This is a genomic window from Streptomyces sp. NPDC051677, from assembly GCF_044453465.1.
Taxonomy (GTDB): domain Bacteria; phylum Actinomycetota; class Actinomycetes; order Streptomycetales; family Streptomycetaceae; genus Streptomyces.
Genome location: NZ_JBITCT010000009.1, coordinates 201,540 through 218,428, shown reverse-complemented (window position 1 = coordinate 218,428; position 16,889 = coordinate 201,540). Strand labels below are relative to the sequence as shown.

General features: G+C 73.3%; 15 protein-coding genes and 1 pseudogene. 13 read left to right on the top strand and 3 right to left on the bottom strand.

The genetic code is table 11. The annotated features are described in order from the left end of the window. Positions 1-6: 6 nt before the first annotated feature. Entirely contained in the window at positions 7-753 is a 747-nt protein-coding gene (locus ACIBAF_RS13575) for an SDR family oxidoreductase (protein WP_399463329.1), read from the bottom strand. A 130-nt stretch (positions 754-883) separates the two neighbouring features. On the opposite strand from ACIBAF_RS13575, the gene ACIBAF_RS13570 reads away from it, so the two are divergent. The 3 genes from ACIBAF_RS13570 (at position 884) to ACIBAF_RS13560 (ending at position 2,899) form a co-directional block, all read left to right on the top strand. Beyond that, positions 884-1,711 carry an AIM24 family protein gene (locus tag ACIBAF_RS13570; RefSeq protein WP_399463328.1) on the top strand — a complete coding sequence of 276 codons (828 nt, stop codon included), beginning with the start codon at positions 884-886 and terminating at the stop codon, positions 1,709-1,711. A 75-nt stretch (positions 1,712-1,786) separates the two neighbouring features. Next, entirely contained in the window at positions 1,787-2,416 is a 630-nt protein-coding gene (locus tag ACIBAF_RS13565) for a dihydrofolate reductase family protein (protein WP_399463327.1), read from the top strand. Positions 2,417-2,512: 96 nt separating this feature from the next. Further along, complete coding sequence (locus tag ACIBAF_RS13560; protein WP_399463326.1) at positions 2,513-2,899, top strand: ribonuclease domain-containing protein; 387 nt, start codon at positions 2,513-2,515, stop codon at positions 2,897-2,899. 68 nt (positions 2,900-2,967) lie between these two features. On the opposite strand, the gene ACIBAF_RS13555 is transcribed toward ACIBAF_RS13560, so the two are convergent. After that, the gene (locus ACIBAF_RS13555) at positions 2,968-3,168 is read right to left on the bottom strand and encodes a hypothetical protein (RefSeq protein WP_319344738.1); all 201 of its coding nucleotides are present in this window, start codon (positions 3,166-3,168) and stop codon (positions 2,968-2,970) included. A gap of 200 nt (positions 3,169-3,368) precedes the next feature. Here ACIBAF_RS13555 and ACIBAF_RS13550 point away from each other — a divergent pair, with 200 nt between their 5' ends. The 4 genes from ACIBAF_RS13550 to ACIBAF_RS13535 are packed head-to-tail and all read left to right on the top strand — an operon-like array spanning position 3,369 to position 7,174. Next, on the top strand, positions 3,369-4,652 hold the full coding sequence (locus ACIBAF_RS13550; protein WP_399463325.1) for a histidine kinase: 1,284 nt from the start codon (positions 3,369-3,371) through the stop codon (positions 4,650-4,652). Between the two features lie 53 nt (positions 4,653-4,705). Next, positions 4,706-5,416 carry a response regulator gene (locus ACIBAF_RS13545; RefSeq protein WP_399463324.1) on the top strand — a complete coding sequence of 237 codons (711 nt, stop codon included), beginning with the start codon at positions 4,706-4,708 and terminating at the stop codon, positions 5,414-5,416. Between the two features lie 43 nt (positions 5,417-5,459). Further along, positions 5,460-6,638, top strand: coding sequence for a cytochrome P450 (locus ACIBAF_RS13540; RefSeq protein ID WP_399463323.1), 1,179 nt, complete (start codon positions 5,460-5,462; stop codon positions 6,636-6,638). 35 nt (positions 6,639-6,673) lie between these two features. Beyond that, entirely contained in the window at positions 6,674-7,174 is a 501-nt protein-coding gene (locus tag ACIBAF_RS13535; RefSeq protein WP_399463322.1) for a hypothetical protein, read from the top strand. Here the strand turns inward: ACIBAF_RS13535 and ACIBAF_RS13530 are convergent. Then, positions 7,167-8,189 carry a Gfo/Idh/MocA family oxidoreductase gene (locus ACIBAF_RS13530; RefSeq protein ID WP_399463321.1) on the bottom strand — a complete coding sequence of 341 codons (1,023 nt, stop codon included), beginning with the start codon at positions 8,187-8,189 and terminating at the stop codon, positions 7,167-7,169. The genes ACIBAF_RS13535 and ACIBAF_RS13530 overlap by 8 nt on opposite strands. Before the next feature lie 129 nt (positions 8,190-8,318). Between ACIBAF_RS13530 and ACIBAF_RS13525 the strand changes: the two genes are divergently transcribed. From ACIBAF_RS13525 to ACIBAF_RS13500, 6 genes and pseudogenes are all read left to right on the top strand, one after another. Continuing rightward, complete coding sequence (locus tag ACIBAF_RS13525; RefSeq protein ID WP_399463378.1) at positions 8,319-9,056, top strand: GntR family transcriptional regulator; 738 nt, start codon at positions 8,319-8,321, stop codon at positions 9,054-9,056. Positions 9,057-9,225: 169 nt separating this feature from the next. Continuing rightward, positions 9,226-9,523 (top strand): annotated as a pseudogene (locus ACIBAF_RS13520) (hypothetical protein); the annotation flags it as partial. Beyond that, positions 9,520-10,668 (top strand): ROK family glucokinase, encoded by a 1,149-nt coding sequence (locus ACIBAF_RS13515; RefSeq protein WP_079658688.1) that lies wholly within the window; start codon positions 9,520-9,522, stop codon positions 10,666-10,668. The pseudogene ACIBAF_RS13520 and the gene ACIBAF_RS13515, both read left to right, overlap by 4 nt. A gap of 78 nt (positions 10,669-10,746) precedes the next feature. Beyond that, positions 10,747-11,340, top strand: a complete 594-nt coding sequence (locus tag ACIBAF_RS13510; RefSeq protein ID WP_399463320.1) for a sugar kinase — start codon at positions 10,747-10,749, stop codon at positions 11,338-11,340. A 137-nt stretch (positions 11,341-11,477) separates the two neighbouring features. After that, on the top strand, positions 11,478-14,339 hold the full coding sequence (locus ACIBAF_RS13505) for a DEAD/DEAH box helicase (protein ID WP_399463319.1): 2,862 nt from the start codon (positions 11,478-11,480) through the stop codon (positions 14,337-14,339). After that, positions 14,339-16,792, top strand: a complete 2,454-nt coding sequence (locus tag ACIBAF_RS13500; protein WP_399463318.1) for an SWIM zinc finger family protein — start codon at positions 14,339-14,341, stop codon at positions 16,790-16,792. Before ACIBAF_RS13505 ends, ACIBAF_RS13500 begins: the two co-directional genes overlap by 1 nt. Positions 16,793-16,889 lie beyond the last annotated feature (97 nt).

Below are 16,889 nucleotides of genomic sequence, written 5' to 3'. Positions count from 1 at the left end.
CCGCGCTCACGCCGCGTGCCCGCCGTCCACGGCGAACTCCGCGCCCGTGACGTAGGCGGCCCCCGCCAGGTGCGCGACCGTCGCCGCGACCTCCTGCGCCGTCCCGAAGCGGCCCAGCGCGGTCATCGTCGCCTGACCGGCCGCGTACGGGCCGTCCGCCGGGTTCATATCGGTGTCGATGGGGCCGGGGTGGACGAGGTTCGCCGTGATCCCGCGCGGGCCCAGCTCCCTGGCGAGCGCCTTGGTCAGCCCCACCAGGGCCGACTTGCTCATCGCGTACAGCGTTCCGCCGGGACCGGGCACCCGCTGGGTCATGCAGGTGCCGATCGTGATGATCCGCCCGCCGGCCGGCATCCGCCCGGCCGCCGCCTGCGAGGCCAGGAACACCCCGCGCACGTTCACGGCCAGCACCCGGTCCACGTCCGGGAGGGCGAGCTCCGCCAGCGGACCGAGGACGCCGACGCCCGCGTTGTTCACCAGCACGTCGAGGCCGCCCAGCGCCTCCACCGCACGGTCCACCGCCCCGGCCGCCTCCGCCGGGTCCGCCGAGTCCGCGCGCAGGGCGACCGCCCGCCGTCCCAGCGCCTGAACGGCCGCCACGACGTCCGCGGCGGCCTCCTTGCCGTTCACGTACGTCACCGCCACGTCCGCGCCCTCCTGGGCGAGCCGCAGGGCCGTCGCCGCCCCGATGCCGCGGCTGCCGCCGGTCACCAGGGCCACCTTGCCGTCGAGAGTTCCGTAGGTCGTCGTCATGGGTCCATCCCAGCGGCCGGCGCCCCGCAATGCTGGCGGCGAACGGACACCGAGGTCCAGGGCCGAAGGAGCCGGTGGCCGAAAGAGGGCAGGCCGGAACTCTTTCCTCCGCCTCCTGCGTTCTCCCCTCGTGACCCTTCAGCAAGAGATCGTCGGCAACGCCATGCAGATGGCCGTCGTCAGCCTGCACCCCGGCCAGACCGTGTACTGCGAGGCCGGAAAGTTCCTCTTCAAGACGACCAACGTGACCATGGAGACCCGCCTGGGCGGCCCGTCCGGCGGAGGCGGCGGCCAGCAGCCGCAGAGCGGTGGCGGTGGCGGCGGAGGCATGGGCGGCATGCTGCGCCAGGCCATGGGCACGGCCATGCAGGTCGGCCAGCGTGCCCTCGCGGGCGAGTCGCTGGCGTTCCAGTACTTCACCGCGCAGGGCGGCGAGGGCACGGTCGGCTTCGCGGGCGTGCTCCCCGGTGAGATGCGCGCCCTGGAGCTGGACGGCACGCGCGCGTGGTTCGCCGAGAAGGACGCCTTCGTGGCCGCCGAGTCCACCGTCGACTTCGGCATCGCCTTCCAGGGCGGCCGCACCGGCATGAAGGGCGGCGAGGGCTTCATCCTGGAGAAGTTCACCGGCCGCGGCACGGTGATCATCGCGGGCGCCGGCAACTTCATCGACCTCGACCCGGCGGACTTCGGCGGCCGCATCGAGGTCGACACGGGCTGCGTGGTCGCCTTCGAGGAGGGCATCCGGTACGGCGTCCAGCGCGTCGGCGGGCTCAACCGCCAGGGGATCATGAACGCCGTGTTCGGCGGCGAGGGCCTGTCCCTGGCCACCCTGGAGGGCCAGGGCCGCGTCATCCTGCAGTCCCTCACCATCGAGAGCCTCGCCAACGCCCTGAAGAAGGCCCAGGGCGGCGACAAGCAGGGCCCGACGGGCGGACTGTTCTCGACGAACGCGGGCTGAGCCCATGAGTTGCGGGCCGCGGTGGGGTCTGAGGTGATGACAGCAGGACCCCACGGAAGAAAGCAGGCACGCGCCATGGGCAAGCTGGTCTCCACCATGTTCGTCACCCTCGACGGCGTCTACCAGGCCCCCGGCGGCCGCGACGAGGACACCCGCGGCGGCTTCGAGCACGGCGGCTGGAGCTTCCCGTACGGGGACGAGGACTTCGGCCGGTTCATCTCCGGAGTCTTCGACCACGTCGGCGCGTTCCTCCTCGGCCGGCGCACGTACGAGATCTTCGCCGGGTTCTGGCCGAAGGTCACCGATCCGGGCGACCCCGTCGCGGGCAAGCTGAACGCACTGCCGAAGTACGTGGCCTCCACGACCCTCACCGACCCCGCCTGGGCGGGCACCACCGTGATCCGCGGCGACGACCTCGCCCAGGAGGTCACCGCCCTCAAGGAGCGCACCGACGGCGAGCTCCAGATCCACGGCAGCGGCGCCCTGGCCCGGTCGCTGTTCGCGCTGGACCTCGTGGACACCGTTCACCTGCTGACGTTCCCGGTCGTGCTCGGCTCAGGCCTGCGGCTGTTCGCCGAGGGAGCCCTGCCCACCGCGTTCCGGCACACCGGCGGCCTGATCACCGCCGCGGGCGTCTCCGTCCAGACGTACGACCTTCAGGGCCGTCCGAGTTACGGCTCGTACGAACTCCCGGACAACGGCTAGCCGCAGGTTAACTTCCCGAAAACTCAACGGACTTGCCGGGAAAATCCTCGAAGTTGTCATTGACATGCCACTGTCTACGCGCGTCATCATGAGGGCATGAGATTCCCCCCACGCATCACCCGCATAGGCGCCTCGGCCGCCGTCCTCTCCGCCCTCCTGGTCGGCGGCGCCGTCTCCGCCACGACGGCGAACGCCGCGGTCGGCAGCGTCTGCTACAGCAGGCTGCCGTCCCAGGCGTACGACACGCTCGACCTGATCGAGCAGGGCGGGCCGTTCCCGTACTCGCAGGACGGCTCGGTCTTCCAGAACCGGGAGGGCGTACTGCCCTCGCAGTCGACCGGTTACTACCACGAGTACACGGTGAAGACCCCCGGGTCGTCGACGCGCGGAGCGCGCCGCATCGTGACCGGGAAGAAGACCGCCGAGGACTACTACACCGCGGACCACTACGCCACGTTCAACCTGATCAACTACGGCTGCTGAGCCGTCGGGCGATCAAGAGTTGACCGTCGAGGAACGGTGCGACCGGCCGGAGGTCCGACTCCCCCCACTCAGTCGGACCCCCGGCTCTCCGCCGCCGCGAACAGGGCGAACGCCAGGACGATGAGCGCGGCGCTGGCGTAGACCTCATAGCCGTCGAGGAAACCGATCCGCTGCACCAGGCCCACCCGCCAGTCGCTGAACTCGTGCACCAGGCCCAGCACACCCTGCACCAGGGCGAGAAAACCGATCACTTCCAGCAGTTCCTTCATGTCCAGGACTGTCGCCCCGCGGACCCTCGCAGGCCATCGGCCGTGCGGCGAGACGCGTCCGACGGAAGGCTCCGCTCCGCCGGTCCGGCGGCGCCGAAAGTAGCCGGCGGCGCGACTTCGGTCGACGGTCGTCTCCCTTCGGTGGCGGATCCCGTCCACAGGGAGGTGGCGCGCCCCCGCGCTGCGTAGATTCGTCGACCATGAGGGCAGACGACGACACGGATGTCGCGGACGGCGCGACCCGGACGGCGTCCGGGTTCACGGGACGCCGATGGCTGCTGCCGTCCGCCCTGGTCTCGGCGCTCGACCCGGACGCCGAGCGGCCCGGCCGGCGGCAGCGGCGCACCGCACGCGACTGGGTCGTCGACTTCTGCTGCTTCCTCCTGGCCGTCGCCGTCGGCCTGGCCGTCGCGGACGCCTTCCCCGGCGAACGGGATCTCCCGCCCGCCTTCGCCCTGACCGACCAGCTCCTGGGCGCCCTCGCCTGCGCGGCGGTCTGGCTGCGCCGCCGGTGGCCCCTCGGCCTGGCGGCCCTGCTGGTCCCCCTCGGCTTCCTGTCGACCACCTCGTCCGGCGCCTGCGTCGTCGCCCTCTTCTCGCTCGCCGTGCACCGGCCGCTGCGGTACGTGGCCTGGGTGGGCGGCGCCGAGCTCGCGCTGATCCCGGTGCTCGCCTGGGTGCGCCCGGACCCCACCCTGACGTACGGGCCCGCGGTGGCGTGGAGCGTGCTGATCACCGTCACGGCCGTCAGCTGGGGCATGTTCGTACGGTCCAAGCGGCAGCTGATGCTGAGCCTGCGCGAGCGCGCCCGACGCGCCGAGACAGAGGCCCGGCTGCGCGCCGAGCAGGCGCAGCGGCTGGCCCGCGAGGCCATCGCGCGGGAGATGCACGACGTGCTCGCCCACCGGCTCACCCTGCTCAGCGTGCACGCGGGCGCGCTGGAGTTCCGTCCCGACGCGCCCCGCGAGGAGATCGCGCGGGCGGCCGGCGTCATCCGCGAGAGCGCCCACGAGGCCCTGCAGGACCTGCGGGAGATCATCGGCGTGCTGCGGGCCGGCGAACCCGACGACGCCGGCCGGCCCCAGCCGACGCTGGCCGCCCTGGACACGCTGGTCGCCGAGTCCCGCGAGGCCGGCATGAAGGTCACCCTCGACCAGCGCGTCACCGACGCCGCGACCGTCCCCTCCTCCGTCGGCCGCACCGCCTACCGCATCGCGCAGGAGTGCCTCACCAACGCCCGCAAACACGCCCCCGGAACGGAGACCGCGATCACCGTCACCGGCGGCCCCGGCGAGGGCCTGGCCGTCACCGTGCGCAACCCGGCCCCCGAGGGCGACGTACCGCCCGTCCCCGGATCCGGCCAGGGCCTCATCGGCCTGACCGAACGAGCGACGCTGGCCGGGGGCCGACTGCAACACGGCCCGTGGGGAGACGGCGGCTTCGAGGTACGGGCGTGGCTGCCGTGGCCGGCGGCGGCGCCCTAGCCAGCGGTGAACTCGCCGACTGGGCGGCCCGCAATCGTGATTACGTGAGGACCATGACTGCGATCAGACTCCTTCTCGTCGACGACGATCCCCTGGTGCGGGCCGGTCTCGCCTTCATGATGGGCGGCGCCGACGACATCGAGATCGTCGGTGAGGCCGCCGACGGCGGCGAGGTCGAGGGGCTCGTGGACCGCACCCGGCCCGACGTCGTCCTGATGGACATCCGGATGCCGGCCGTGGACGGGCTCACCGCCACCGAGCGGCTGCGCGGGCGGGCCGACGCCCCACAGGTGGTGGTGCTCACCACCTTCCACGCCGACGAGCAGGTGCTGCGGGCACTGCGGGCGGGGGCGGCCGGCTTCGTCCTCAAGGACACCCCGCCCGCCGAGATCCTCGACGCGGTGCGCCGGGTCGCGGCCGGTGACCCGGTCCTGTCGCCCACGGTCACCCGGCAGTTGATGGACCACGCGGCCGGCACGGCGGCCGACACCCGACGCGCCCACGCGCGCGTGCGGCTCACCGAGCTCGGCGATCGCGAACGCGAGGTGGCCGTCGCCGTCGGCCGCGGACTGTCCAACGCGGACATCGCCGCCGCACTCTTCATGAGCGTCGCCACCGTCAAGGCCCACGTCTCCCGGATCCTGGCCAAGCTCGACCTCAACAACCGGGTGCAGATCGCCCTGTTGGCGTACGACGCGGGGCTCCTGGAGGAGAGGGCGGGAGGGGCGGCGGGAGTTCAGGACGCGGCGGAGGACGGGCACTAGGCGTCGCTCCCGTCCGTTGGGGGAGTGACGGAGGGGGAGTGGCATGGCCGAGGTGATCGACCTGGGGGAGTTCGGCGACGGGCTCCGGAGCGACCCGCACACGGTGTACGGGCGACTGCGCGAGCATGGTCCGGTGCACCGGGTGCGGCTGCCCGGCGCCGGCGAAGACTATGAGACCTGGCTCGTCGTGGGGTACGAGGAGGCGCGGGCGGCGCTCGCCGATCCGAGACTGTCCAAGGACAGCAGCCGGCTGGGGGGCTTCGACGATCAGCTCATCGGCCCGTATCTGCTGACCGCCGACCCGCCGCAGCACACACGCCTGCGCGCGCTGGTCGCCCGCGCCTTCACCATGCGCCGCGTGGAGGAACTGCGGCCGAGGGTCCAGCAGATCACCGACGAACTGCTCGACGCGATGCTGCCGCACGGCCGCGCCGACCTCGTGGAGTCACTGGCCTTCCCGCTGCCCATCACGGTCATCTGCGAGCTGCTCGGCGTTCCCGAACTGGACCGCACGGAATTCCGCAAGCTGTCCACGCAGGTGGTGGCGCCCACTGACGCGGACAGCGAGTATGACGCGCTGGTCCGGCTCGCCGAGTACCTCACCGAGCTGATCGAGGACAAGCGGTCCACCGGACCGGGCGGCGACCTGCTGAGCGACCTGATCCGCACCACCGCGCAGGACGGCGACCGGCTCTCGCCCGGCGAGCTGCGCGGCATGGCGTTCATCCTCCTCGTCGCGGGCCACGAGACGACCGTCAACCTGATCACCAACGCGGTTCACGCCCTGCTCACCCACCCGGACCAACTCGCCGCCCTGCGCGCCGACATGACCCTCCTGGACGGCGCGGTCGAGGAGGCCCTGCGCTACGAGGGGCCGGTGGAGAACGCCACCTTCCGCTACGCGGCGCAGCCGTTGGAGATCGGCGGCACGCCCATCGCGCAGGGGGAGCACGTGATGATCGGCCTCACCGCGGCCGACCGGGACGGGGCCCGCTTCCCGGATCCCGACCGCTTCGACATCCGCCGCGAGACCCGAGGCCACCTCGCCTTCGGCCACGGCATCCACTACTGCCTGGGCGCCCCGCTCGCCCGCCTGGAGGCGACCACGGCCCTGCGCTCCCTCCTGGACCGCGCGCCCGGCCTCGCCGCCGGCGGCCCGCCCGGCGACTGGCTCCCGGGCCTGCTGATACGCGGGGTGCGCAGCCTGCCGGTGCGCTGGTAGAACACCGTGATCCAGACGTTCTCAGGGGGACATGCGTGCTGCGCACCGCGGAGATCACCGCCGAGCTGACCGGCCCGCTCACGGGCGACGACTTCCACAATCTGCACTGGAGTTCCAAGCTCGAGTTCAGCGTGGACTGCTTCATCTGCGAGCGGACCGGCCGCACCACGGCCTACGAGCGCGGCGCCGAGCGGGCGCTGTGCTCGGGCAGCCGCAGCGGCTTCCAGAGCCACTACACCGCGGGCCGGATCGCCGCGTACGACACGACCTCCGGCTCCGAGCGGCTCGCGCTGCGGGCCCTGGTGGACTTCTGGTGGGCCCCGTTCGAGGACGCCAGGGACAGCAGACGGGGCCTTGCGCCCACCAGCCATCCCTGGGTGCGCCTGCACCTCGGGTACTACTGCCCGAAGACCAAGGAGTCGGGCACGAACAGCATCCAGACCAACCTGGTCCGGCCGTACCGCCTGACATGCGCCCACTGCGAGTCCCTCATGGCGACGGACGCCGCGGCCCCCGCGATACGCCTGCTCACCTGAACGCCGACTCCACCCCGCCCGGGATCTCGGCGAGGGCGACCGGTCTGCGGTCCCGCCTGGACAGCTCGCAGGCCTCGGCGATCCTGAGCGCCTGCAGGGCCTCGCGGCCGTCGCACGGGTTCGCCCGCCGGCCGAGCACCACCTCGACGAAGGCGGCCAGCTCGGCCCCGTAGGCGGGCTCGAAGCGCTCCAGGAACCCCGTCCACGGCTTGTCCGCGGCCGGCGGACCGGTGGGCTCGGTGGACGCGATCGGCGTGCGGTCGTCCAGGCCCACGACGATCTGGTCGAGCTCCCCGGCCAGTTCCATGCGGACGTCGTAGCCCGCGCCGTTCAGCCGCGTCGCCGTCGCCGTGGCGAGCGTGCCGTCGTCGAGGGTGAGCACCACGGCGGCCGTGTCGACGTCCCCCGCCTCGCGGAACATCGCGGGCCCGGCGTCGGACCCGGCCGCGTACACGTCCGCCACCTCGTGGCCGGTGACCCAGCGCAGGCAGTCGAAGTCGTGGATGAGCGCGTCCCGGTAGATCCCGCCGGACACCGGCAGCCACGCGGCCGGCGGCGCCGACTCGTCGGACGTCAGCGCCCGTACGGTGTGCAGCCGTCCGAGCCGCCCCGACCGCACCGCCTCCCGGGCTCCCGCGTACCCCGCGTCGAAGCGCCGCTGGAAGCCCATCTGAAGGATCGTTCCGGCGGACTCGACCTCGGCGATCGCCTGTAACGTGCCCGCCAGATCCAGGGCGATCGGCTTCTCGCAGAAGACCGGAAGCCCGGAGCGCGCTGCCCGACCGATCAGTTCGGCGTGGGCCGAGGTCGCCGTCGTGATCACCACGGCGTCCACGCCCCAGCGGAAGATCTCGTCCACCCCAGGGGCGGCCGTCTCGCCCAGCCGATGCGCGAGCTCCTGGGCCCGCGCATGGTCCGCGTCCGTCAGGATCAGGGATCCGACCTCGCGGTGACGGCTGAGTGTGTTCGCATGAATGGTGCCTATGCGGCCCGTCCCGATGACCCCGATGCGCATGAAACCAAAGTGGCGGCGCGGGCCGCACGCTGTCAATGCGTATGTCCGGACAACCGAACTACACAACTTCCCGTCAACCGGCGGCGGAGCTACGCTCGGCCCGTGCCGAAACCAGAGGTGGACCCGACCGTGCAGCTCGAACTCCGTGTGGACCGAAGCTCTCCGGTGCCGTTGTACTTCCAGCTGGCCCAGCAGTTGGAGGCCGCGATCGAGCACGGCTCGCTCACCCCCGGCAGCCTGCTGGGCAACGAGATCGAGCTCGCCGGACGGCTCGGCCTGTCCCGGCCGACCGTCCGCCAGGCGATCCAGTCGCTCGTCGACAAGGGCCTGCTGGTCCGTCGCCGGGGCGTGGGCACCCAGGTCGTGCACAGCCAGGTCAAGCGCCCGCTGGAACTCAGCAGCCTCTACGACGACCTGGAGGCGGCCGGGCAGCGTCCGGCGACGACGGTCCTGGTCAACACCGTGGTCCCGGCGTCGGCGGAAGTCGCGGCCGCGCTCGCGGTGGCCGAGGGCAGTGACGTCCACCGAGTGGAGCGGCTGCGGCTGGCGCACGGGGAGCCGATGGCGTACCTGTGCAACCACCTCCCCTCCGGGCTGCTCGATCTGAACAGCGACCAGCTGCAGGCCACCGGCCTGTACCGCCTGATGCGGGCCGCCGGGATCACCCTGCACAGCGCCCGTCAGTCCATCGGCGCCCGCGCCGCGACCGCCGACGAGGCCGAGCGGCTCGCCGAGGACGAGGGCGCCCCTCTGCTGACCATGCAGCGCACGACCTTCGACGACACCGGCCGGGCGGTGGAGTTCGGCGATCACATCTACCGGCCGACCCGCTACTCCTTCGAGTTCCAGCTGCTCGTGCGGCCCTGAGAGCCGGGAGGGAAGCCCGAAGGCATCGCCATGTCCTGACCATGCGATCGGATGTCCGGACAAGGTGACTGCCGGATGACGGCGAACGTCTGGGCGGGCGTCGCGGTCTCCCTGCTCGCCACCCTCGCCCCCGGCGCCCGGGCCCGGAGCCGAGGAAGGGCCTCGGTGTGTTGTGTTGATCACCCACAACCCGCACCACGCTTATCCGGTCGGGGACGGGTTCGTCCTCCTGAAGCGGGGTGCGACGGTGGGGAGCCACCCGCGGGACTCCCTCACCCTGGACGACGAGCTGACGAGCTGACGAGCTGACGAGGCAGATGGCGGGCGGAAACGAGCTCGACGATCTTCGGCACTACTGGGAACGCACCCGTTGGGGCACGGGGCCGGCGCCGGTGTGCGGTTGCGCCGCACGGGCACTGCCCCACTCGGCACCCGACGTGTCGGTGAGGCAGAATCGGCGACGATGAGCACCTACGGCAACTTCAGCGCCCCCATCGGCTCCCGCCGCGCCCCCGCACTTCGCACCGTGGGCACGAGGGAGCGCCGCTCGCACCTCACCGCACCCCGTGTGCCGACCGTCGGCATCGACATCGGCGGCACCAAGGTGATGGCGGGCGTCGTCGACGCCGACGGCAACATCCTGGAGAAGGTCCGCACGGAGACCCCGGACAAGTCCAAGAGCCCGAAGGTCGTGGAGGACACGATCGTCGAGTTGGTCCTGGACCTGTCCGACCGCCATGACGTGCACGCGGTCGGCGTCGGCGCGGCCGGATGGGTCGACGCGGACCGCAACCGCGTCCTGTTCGCGCCCCACCTGTCCTGGCGCAACGAGCCGCTCAGGGACCGCCTCTCCGGCCGTCTGGCGGTTCCCGTCCTGGTGGACAACGACGCCAACACCGCCGCCTGGGCGGAGTGGCGGTTCGGTGCGGGCCGCGGCGAGGACCACCTCGTCATGATCACGCTCGGCACCGGCATCGGCGGCGCGATCCTGGAGGACGGCCAGGTCAAGCGCGGCAAGTACGGCGTCGCCGGCGAGTTCGGCCATATGCAGGTCGTGCCCGGCGGCCACCGCTGCCCGTGCGGCAACCGCGGCTGCTGGGAGCAGTACAGCTCGGGCAACGCCCTGGTCAGGGAGGCGCGCGAGCTGGCCGCGGCCGACTCCCCGGTGGCCTACGGGATCATCGAGCACGTCAAGGGCAACATCGGGGACATCACCGGCCCCATGATCACCGAGCTGGCCCGCGAGGGCGACGCCATGTGCATCGAGCTGCTCCAGGACATCGGCCAGTGGCTCGGCGTCGGCATCGCCAACCTGGCCGCCGCCCTCGACCCGTCCTGCTTCGTGATCGGCGGCGGCGTCTCGGCCGCCGACGACCTGCTGATCGCCCCCGCGCGGGACGCGTTCAAGCGCCAGCTCACCGGCCGCGGCTACCGCCCCGAGGCCCGGATCGTCCGCGCCCAGCTCGGCCCCGAGGCCGGCATGGTCGGCGCCGCCGACCTGGCCCGACTCGTCGCCCGCCGCTTCCGGCGCGCCAAGCGCCGCCGCGTGGAGCGCTACGAGCGCTTCGAGCGGTTCACGGAGGCGGCCCGCCGCACCCAGGACACGGCATGACCGCCACGACCGCCGCACTGCCCCGTACCCAGGACACGGCATGACCGCCGCGCCACCCCGCACCATCCGGGACGCCGCATGACAGCATCGCTGCCCCGCCAGGCCGCGCCCCCCGACGAGCCCTCCAGCCCACCGGAGGACCGTCGGCATGTGATCCGCCGCAGGGCTCTCACCCTGCTGATCATCGTGCTGCTCATCGGTGTCCCGGCCGGTTACCTGGTGATCTCCGCGAACCAGAGCCGCGACAGCGGAAAGGACAAGGAGGCGAAGTACTCGGCGACCGGCCTGACCGCGGACTGGCCGTCGAAGGTCCAGCGCCGCCTGTACCAGGTGCCGATCCCGCACCCCTCCAACCAGGTCGCCTACTACGAGACGAACAACTGGAAGACCAGCCGGCTCTACGTGCAGTTCCAGACCACGCAGGCCGGTCTCGACCAGTTCCTCGCGGACATCGGCGTCAGCAGGGCCGCCCTGAAGAAGGGCGACATCGAGATCAGCGACCGCGACCAGGAGATCACCGGCTGGAAGTTCACCGGCCGCGGCTCCCGTCCCGGCGACGACTTCGGCATCGTCCGCGAGCGGGAGAACCCCGATCCGACGCTGGACGTGGTGGTGAACACCGGCAACGCGCTCTATCCCTTCGTCTACGTCGTCTCCCGCACGGTGCCCTGACCGGACCGGACCGGACCGGACCTGAGCGGACCGGACCCGATGGGGTGGCCGGCCGGCCTCCGGGACCGATTGTCAGACCCCGCCCGTAGAGTCGAAGACGACTGATCCGACACGCGGGCGGGAGGTGGACACAAGGTATGAGCGCCATGGTCGGCGAGGCGGCTTCGGCCGAGCCCGGCGCCGTCTCCGTGCGGCTCGCCGCCGTCTTCCTGCCCGCACCCCTCCCGCGCGAGGGCCGCGTCGCCTTCTGGGACCCGTCACAGGGCCCGCCGACCCTCGCGGCGGACGCGGACCCTGCGGGGCTCACGGAGTTCACCGAGCTCACCGTCGTCCGGCGGCACGGCTCCTCCATCCGCCGTACCGAGTCCCCTGCCCTGTCCCTGCCGCTGGACAAGGCACTTCCGCTGCTCGTGCGCGCCCGCCGCGACCCCGCCGCCCATCCGGCCACCGCCTGCTGGGGCGCCGCCGCCCTGCACGCGTTGCGGCTCACCGCCCGCGGTCGCCTGCTGCCCGGACTGACGCCCGCCGGACACGACGCCTGGCGCGCGGGCCCCCTGGACCCCGCGGACATCGCACACCTGCGCGCGATCGCCGCCGCACTCCCGCCCGAGGGCCACGCGGTGCCGCTCCCCGGCCCCGGCCCCCTGCGGCTGCCGAAGCCGGAGGCCCTGATGCGGTCCTTCCTGGACGCCGTCGCGGACACCCTGCCCCGCACCCCGGCCGCGCCGCACGCCTGCGGGAAGCCCTTCGCGGACCGCCGGCCCCAGCGGCTGCCCGGCGCACACGACTGGGCCGCCGAGGTCGCGGCCGGCATGGACGCGGGCGTGCGGATCTCGCTCCGCCTCGACCTGTCCGCGTACGACATGTTCGACGTGTCCGACGACGGCGAGCGGGTGCGCAGCGCGGGCGCCGCGATCGTCCAGGTGCACAGCCTTGCCGACCCGACCCTGGTGACGGACGCGGCGACCCTGTGGGCGGGCGGGGCCGACGCCGCCTTCGGGGCACGCGCACGCGTGGACGCGGCCCTCGCCGTGCGGCGCGCGGCACGCGTCTGGCCGCCGCTCGCCCGGCTCGCCGAACAGCACGCGCCGGACGTCCTGGCCCTCTCCGAGGACGAGCTGGGCGATCTGCTCGGCGTGGCGGCCACCCGGCTCGCGGCGACCGGCGTCGCCGTGCACTGGCCGAGGGACCTGGCGCAGGACCTCAGCGCGGCCGCCGTGGTCCGGCCCGCGCCGGGCTCGGCGACGGACGGCGCCGGCTTCTTCGAGGGCGAGGAACTGCTCCAGTTCCGCTGGCAGCTGGCGCTCGGCGGCGACCCCCTCAGCGAGGCGGAGATGGACGCGCTGGCGGAGGCCCACCGCCCGGTGGTGCGGCTCCGCGACCAGTGGGTGCTGGTCGATCCGGCACTCGTCCGCAAGGCCCGCAAACGGGAACTGGGCCTGCTGGATCCGGTCGACGCCCTGTCCGTCGCCCTCTCCGGCGCCGCGGAGGTCGACGGCGAGACCGTGGAGGCGGTCCCCGTCGGCGCCCTGGCCGCCCTGCGCGACCGCCTCACCGCCGGGGTGCACCCCGCGCAGCCGCCCGCCGGCCTGCACGCCACCCTCCGCGACTACCAGCTGCGTGGCCTGGCCTGGCTGGACCTCATGACCTCCCTCGGCCTCGGCGGCTGCCTCGCCGACGACATGGGCCTCGGCAAGACGATCACCGTCATCGCCCTCCACCTGAAGCGGGCCCGCACCGAACCGACCCTCGTGGTCTGCCCGGCCTCCCTCCTGGGCAACTGGCAGCGCGAGATCACCCGGTTCGCGCCCGCCGTCCCCGTCCGCCGCTTCCACGGCCCCGACCGCAGCCTGACGGACCTGACCGGCGGCTTCGTCCTCACCACGTACGGCACGATGCGCTCGGCGGCCGCCACCCTGGCCGGGCAGCCCTGGGGCATGGTCGTCGCGGACGAGGCCCAGCACGTGAAGAACCCCTTCTCGGCGACGGCGAAGGCCCTGCGCACGATCCCGACGCCCGCGCGCGTGGCCCTGACCGGCACCCCCGTCGAGAACAACCTCTCCGAGCTCTGGGCCCTGCTCGACTGGACGACGCCGGGACTCCTCGGCCCCCTGAAGTCCTTCCGCGCCCGGCACGCGCGCGCGGTGGAGAACGGCGAGGACGACCTCGCGGTGGAGCGCCTCGCCCGCCTGGTGCGCCCCTTCCTCCTGCGCCGCAAGAAGTCCGACCCCGGGATCGTGCCCGAACTGCCGCCCAAGACGGAGACGGACCACCCGGTCCCCCTCACCCGGGAACAGGCCGCCCTGTACGAGGCGGTGGTGCGGGAGTCCCTGCTGGCCATCGAGACGGCCGACGGCATCGCCCGGCGCGGTCTGGTCCTGAAGCTTCTCGGCGCGCTGAAGCAGATCTGCGACCACCCGGCCCTGTACCTCAAGGAGGAGAGCGCCTCGGTCGGCGACGCGCTGGCCGCCCGCTCCGGCAAACTCGCGCTCCTGGACGAACTGCTCGACACCTTGCTCGCCGAGGACGGCTCGGCCCTCGTCTTCACGCAGTACGTCGGCATGGCCCGCCTGATCGCCGCCCACCTCACCGCCCGCGCGGTCCCGGTCGACCTGCTGCACGGCGGCACCCCGGTACCCGAGCGGGAGCGGATGGTGGACCGCTTCCAGAGCGGCGCGACCCCGGTCCTGGTGCTTTCCCTGAAGGCCGCAGGCACCGGCCTCAACCTCACGCGCGCGGGTCATGTCGTCCACTTCGACCGCTGGTGGAACCCGGCGGTGGAGGAACAGGCCACCGACCGCGCCTACCGCATCGGGCAGACCCAGCCGGTGCAGGTCCACCGCCTCATCACCGAGGGCACGGTCGAAGACCGCATCGCCGACATGCTCCAGGCCAAGCGCGCCCTGGCCGACGCGATCCTCGGCTCCGGCGAGTCGGCCCTCACGGAACTGACGGACCGCGAGCTGACCGACCTGGTCAGGCTGCGGAGGGAGGCGTGATGGGGGAGCCGCACGAGCAGAAGAGGCACGACGCGGTCCCGCCCGGGGCCGAGGTGGAAACCGGGGCCGAGGTGGAAACCGGGGCCGAGGTGGAAACCGGAGCGGAGGTGGAGACCGGGGCCGAGGCGGAGACCGGAGCGGAGGTGGAGACCGGGGCCGAGGCGGAGACCGGGGGCGAGGTGGAGACCGACGCAGTGACCGGGGCGGCGCACCAGGAGCAGGGCAGCAGGCCGGCCGACGAGGCCCGCCGCGCGCTGCGGGCGGCCCGGGAACGGCGGCAGGAACAGTCGGCGCAGGAGTCGTCGCAGCAGCCGGGAGGCCCTGCACCCCGGCCCGGCGACGCAGCCCGCGCGGCCCTGCGGCGCCCGCCGGACCCCACTCCCGCACCGACTGCTTCCACGTCGGCCACCGCTCCCGCGGACGGCGCTCCGGCAGCCGCCGACGCCCTCCCCGCAGCGGCCCCCACTCCACTCGCGGACGCCGGACCGGCGGCCGACAAGCCGCACCCCCGGCAGGGAACGACCGGCGCGCGCCCCGCCGACATCGCCCGTGAGGCCCTGCGGGCGGCACGCGCGCAGGCGCGGCAGGATGCGGCCGAAGCCGAGGAGCAGGCAGGACGGGAGAGCGAACCCGGCGGTCGGCACCCGCGCCCGCGCCCGCGTACGGACGCCCGGCGTCCCGGCCGCACGCGTGACCATGTCGCCGAAGAACGCGCGCGTGCCGTAGAGGAGTTGCTCTCGGACGCCTTCCGAATGCCACCGGAGGAAACACGCGACCTCAGTCCCGCCCCCGACCTGAGTCCCGACCGCGGTCCCGCCCTCGATCCCGACCTCGGTCCTGGCCCCGAGGTGGGTTCCGCACCCGGTCCCGACCCTGATCCCGACCGCGGTCCCGACCTGAATTCCGACCCCGATCCCGACCTGGGTCCCGATCGCGATCCCCGCCCCGAGCCTGGACCGCGTCCCGAGCGGGATCCGCGTCTCGAGCAGCGTCCGGATGCTGAGCGGCACCCGGATCGCGAGCGGCACTCGGATGCTGGGCGGCGCCCGGATTCCGAGCCGTACCCGGATGTTGAGCGGCACCCGGATCGCGAGCCCGGGCCCGTCCGGCACAACGCAGCGGCCCCGCGCGCCGGGGTTGGTGCGCCGTTCTCGGTGGCCGCCGGACCGCCTCGCGCTCCCGCCACCCCCCGCTCCATGGCCGCCCCCTCCCGGGACGGGGACCACCGTCGTACCTTCCCCGCCTTTCCGCCGCGCACCGGCGGATCGTTCGCCGAGACGTGGTGGGGCAACGCCTGGGTGACCGCGCTCGAAGAAGGCGCCCTGGACCCGGGGCGCCTGGCCCGCGGCCGCGGTTACGCCGAGCAGGGAAACGTGGACGCGATCACGGTCACCCCTGGGCTCGTCCTGGCGTATGTGCAGGGCAGCCGCCCCCGCCCCTACCGCGTCCAGGTGCGCCTGCGCACGCTGGGGGACGAGGAATGGGAGCGGTTCCTGGACGCCGCCGTCGAGCGTCCCGGACACATCGCCGCGCTGCTCGACAAGGAGCTGCCCGAGTCCCTCGCCGACTGCGGAGTGCCGCTGCTGCCCGGCCCCGGCGACCTCGACCCGCACTGCAGCTGCCCCGACCGCGGTCACCCCTGCAAGCACGCGGCCGCCCTCTGCTACCAGAGCGCGCGACTGCTCGACGCCGACCCGTTCGTGCTGCTCCTGCTGCGCGGTCGGGGCGAACGCGACGTACTCGACGCGCTGTCCCGCCGTAACGCCACGCGGGCGGCCCGTGCCGCACAGGAACAGGAACCGGAGCCCCTGCCGGGCGTAAGGGCCGCCGAAGCGCTCGCCGAACGTCGGCTCCCGCCCCTTCCGGCCCCGTTGCCCGTGCCTGCGCATCCCGAGCAGCCACCGGCGTATCCGTCCGCGCCGAACGGCCCCGACTCCTTCGCGCTGGACCATCTGGCGACCGACGCGGCGGCCCGCGCCCACGTTCTGCTGGCCACCGGTCATGACGAGATCGGCGAACTGACCCTCTGGCAGGACGCCGTACGCCTCGCCGCGTCCCGCCCGGGCTCCGGGCTCACCGCCACCACGCGTTCCCTCTACGCCTCGCTCGCCTCCGCCGCCGGCCGTACCCCGTCCGAGCTGGCGCGCGCGGTGGCCGCCTGGCGGCAGGGCGGGCCGGACGGGCTCACCGTCCTGGAGGAGTCCTGGGATCCGCCGGCCGGCCGCTTCGACCGGGCCCGCCCTCTCCTCCTGGCCGCCGACCTCCCCGCCTTCCGCCCCCGCCGCAACCACCTCACCCACCCCCGCGGTCACGTCCAGCTCCGCTTCGGCCGCGACGGCCTGTGGTACGCGTACGAGTCGGAACCGGGCCACGACGACTGGTGGCCGCGCGGCACCCCCGACCCGGACCCGGTGGGCGCCCTCACCGGACTGGGCGGCTCGGAGGACCTTTGATGCACGGGGCTCCAGGCGTAAGGAGATCCGCAGCAGGCAAGGCGGCAGACAGCAGGCGGCGCGCACGATGAGCTGCTGGACCTCTGGGAACTCACCG

Coding starts and splice junctions, on each gene's coding strand:
- ACIBAF_RS13575 (WP_399463329.1), bottom strand. CDS start 753: ATGACGACGACCTACGGAACTCTCGACGGCAAGGTGGCCCTGGTGACC.
- ACIBAF_RS13565 (WP_399463327.1), top strand. CDS start 1,787: ATGGGCAAGCTGGTCTCCACCATGTTCGTCACCCTCGACGGCGTCTAC.
- ACIBAF_RS13560 (WP_399463326.1), top strand. CDS start 2,513: ATGAGATTCCCCCCACGCATCACCCGCATAGGCGCCTCGGCCGCCGTC.
- ACIBAF_RS13555 (WP_319344738.1), bottom strand. CDS start 3,168: ATGAAGGAACTGCTGGAAGTGATCGGTTTTCTCGCCCTGGTGCAGGGT.
- ACIBAF_RS13550 (WP_399463325.1), top strand. CDS start 3,369: ATGAGGGCAGACGACGACACGGATGTCGCGGACGGCGCGACCCGGACG.
- ACIBAF_RS13545 (WP_399463324.1), top strand. CDS start 4,706: ATGACTGCGATCAGACTCCTTCTCGTCGACGACGATCCCCTGGTGCGG.
- ACIBAF_RS13540 (WP_399463323.1), top strand. CDS start 5,460: ATGGCCGAGGTGATCGACCTGGGGGAGTTCGGCGACGGGCTCCGGAGC.
- ACIBAF_RS13530 (WP_399463321.1), bottom strand. CDS start 8,189: ATGCGCATCGGGGTCATCGGGACGGGCCGCATAGGCACCATTCATGCG.
- ACIBAF_RS13515 (WP_079658688.1), top strand. CDS start 9,520: ATGAGCACCTACGGCAACTTCAGCGCCCCCATCGGCTCCCGCCGCGCC.
- ACIBAF_RS13510 (WP_399463320.1), top strand. CDS start 10,747: ATGACAGCATCGCTGCCCCGCCAGGCCGCGCCCCCCGACGAGCCCTCC.
- ACIBAF_RS13505 (WP_399463319.1), top strand. CDS start 11,478: ATGAGCGCCATGGTCGGCGAGGCGGCTTCGGCCGAGCCCGGCGCCGTC.
- ACIBAF_RS13500 (WP_399463318.1), top strand. CDS start 14,339: ATGGGGGAGCCGCACGAGCAGAAGAGGCACGACGCGGTCCCGCCCGGG.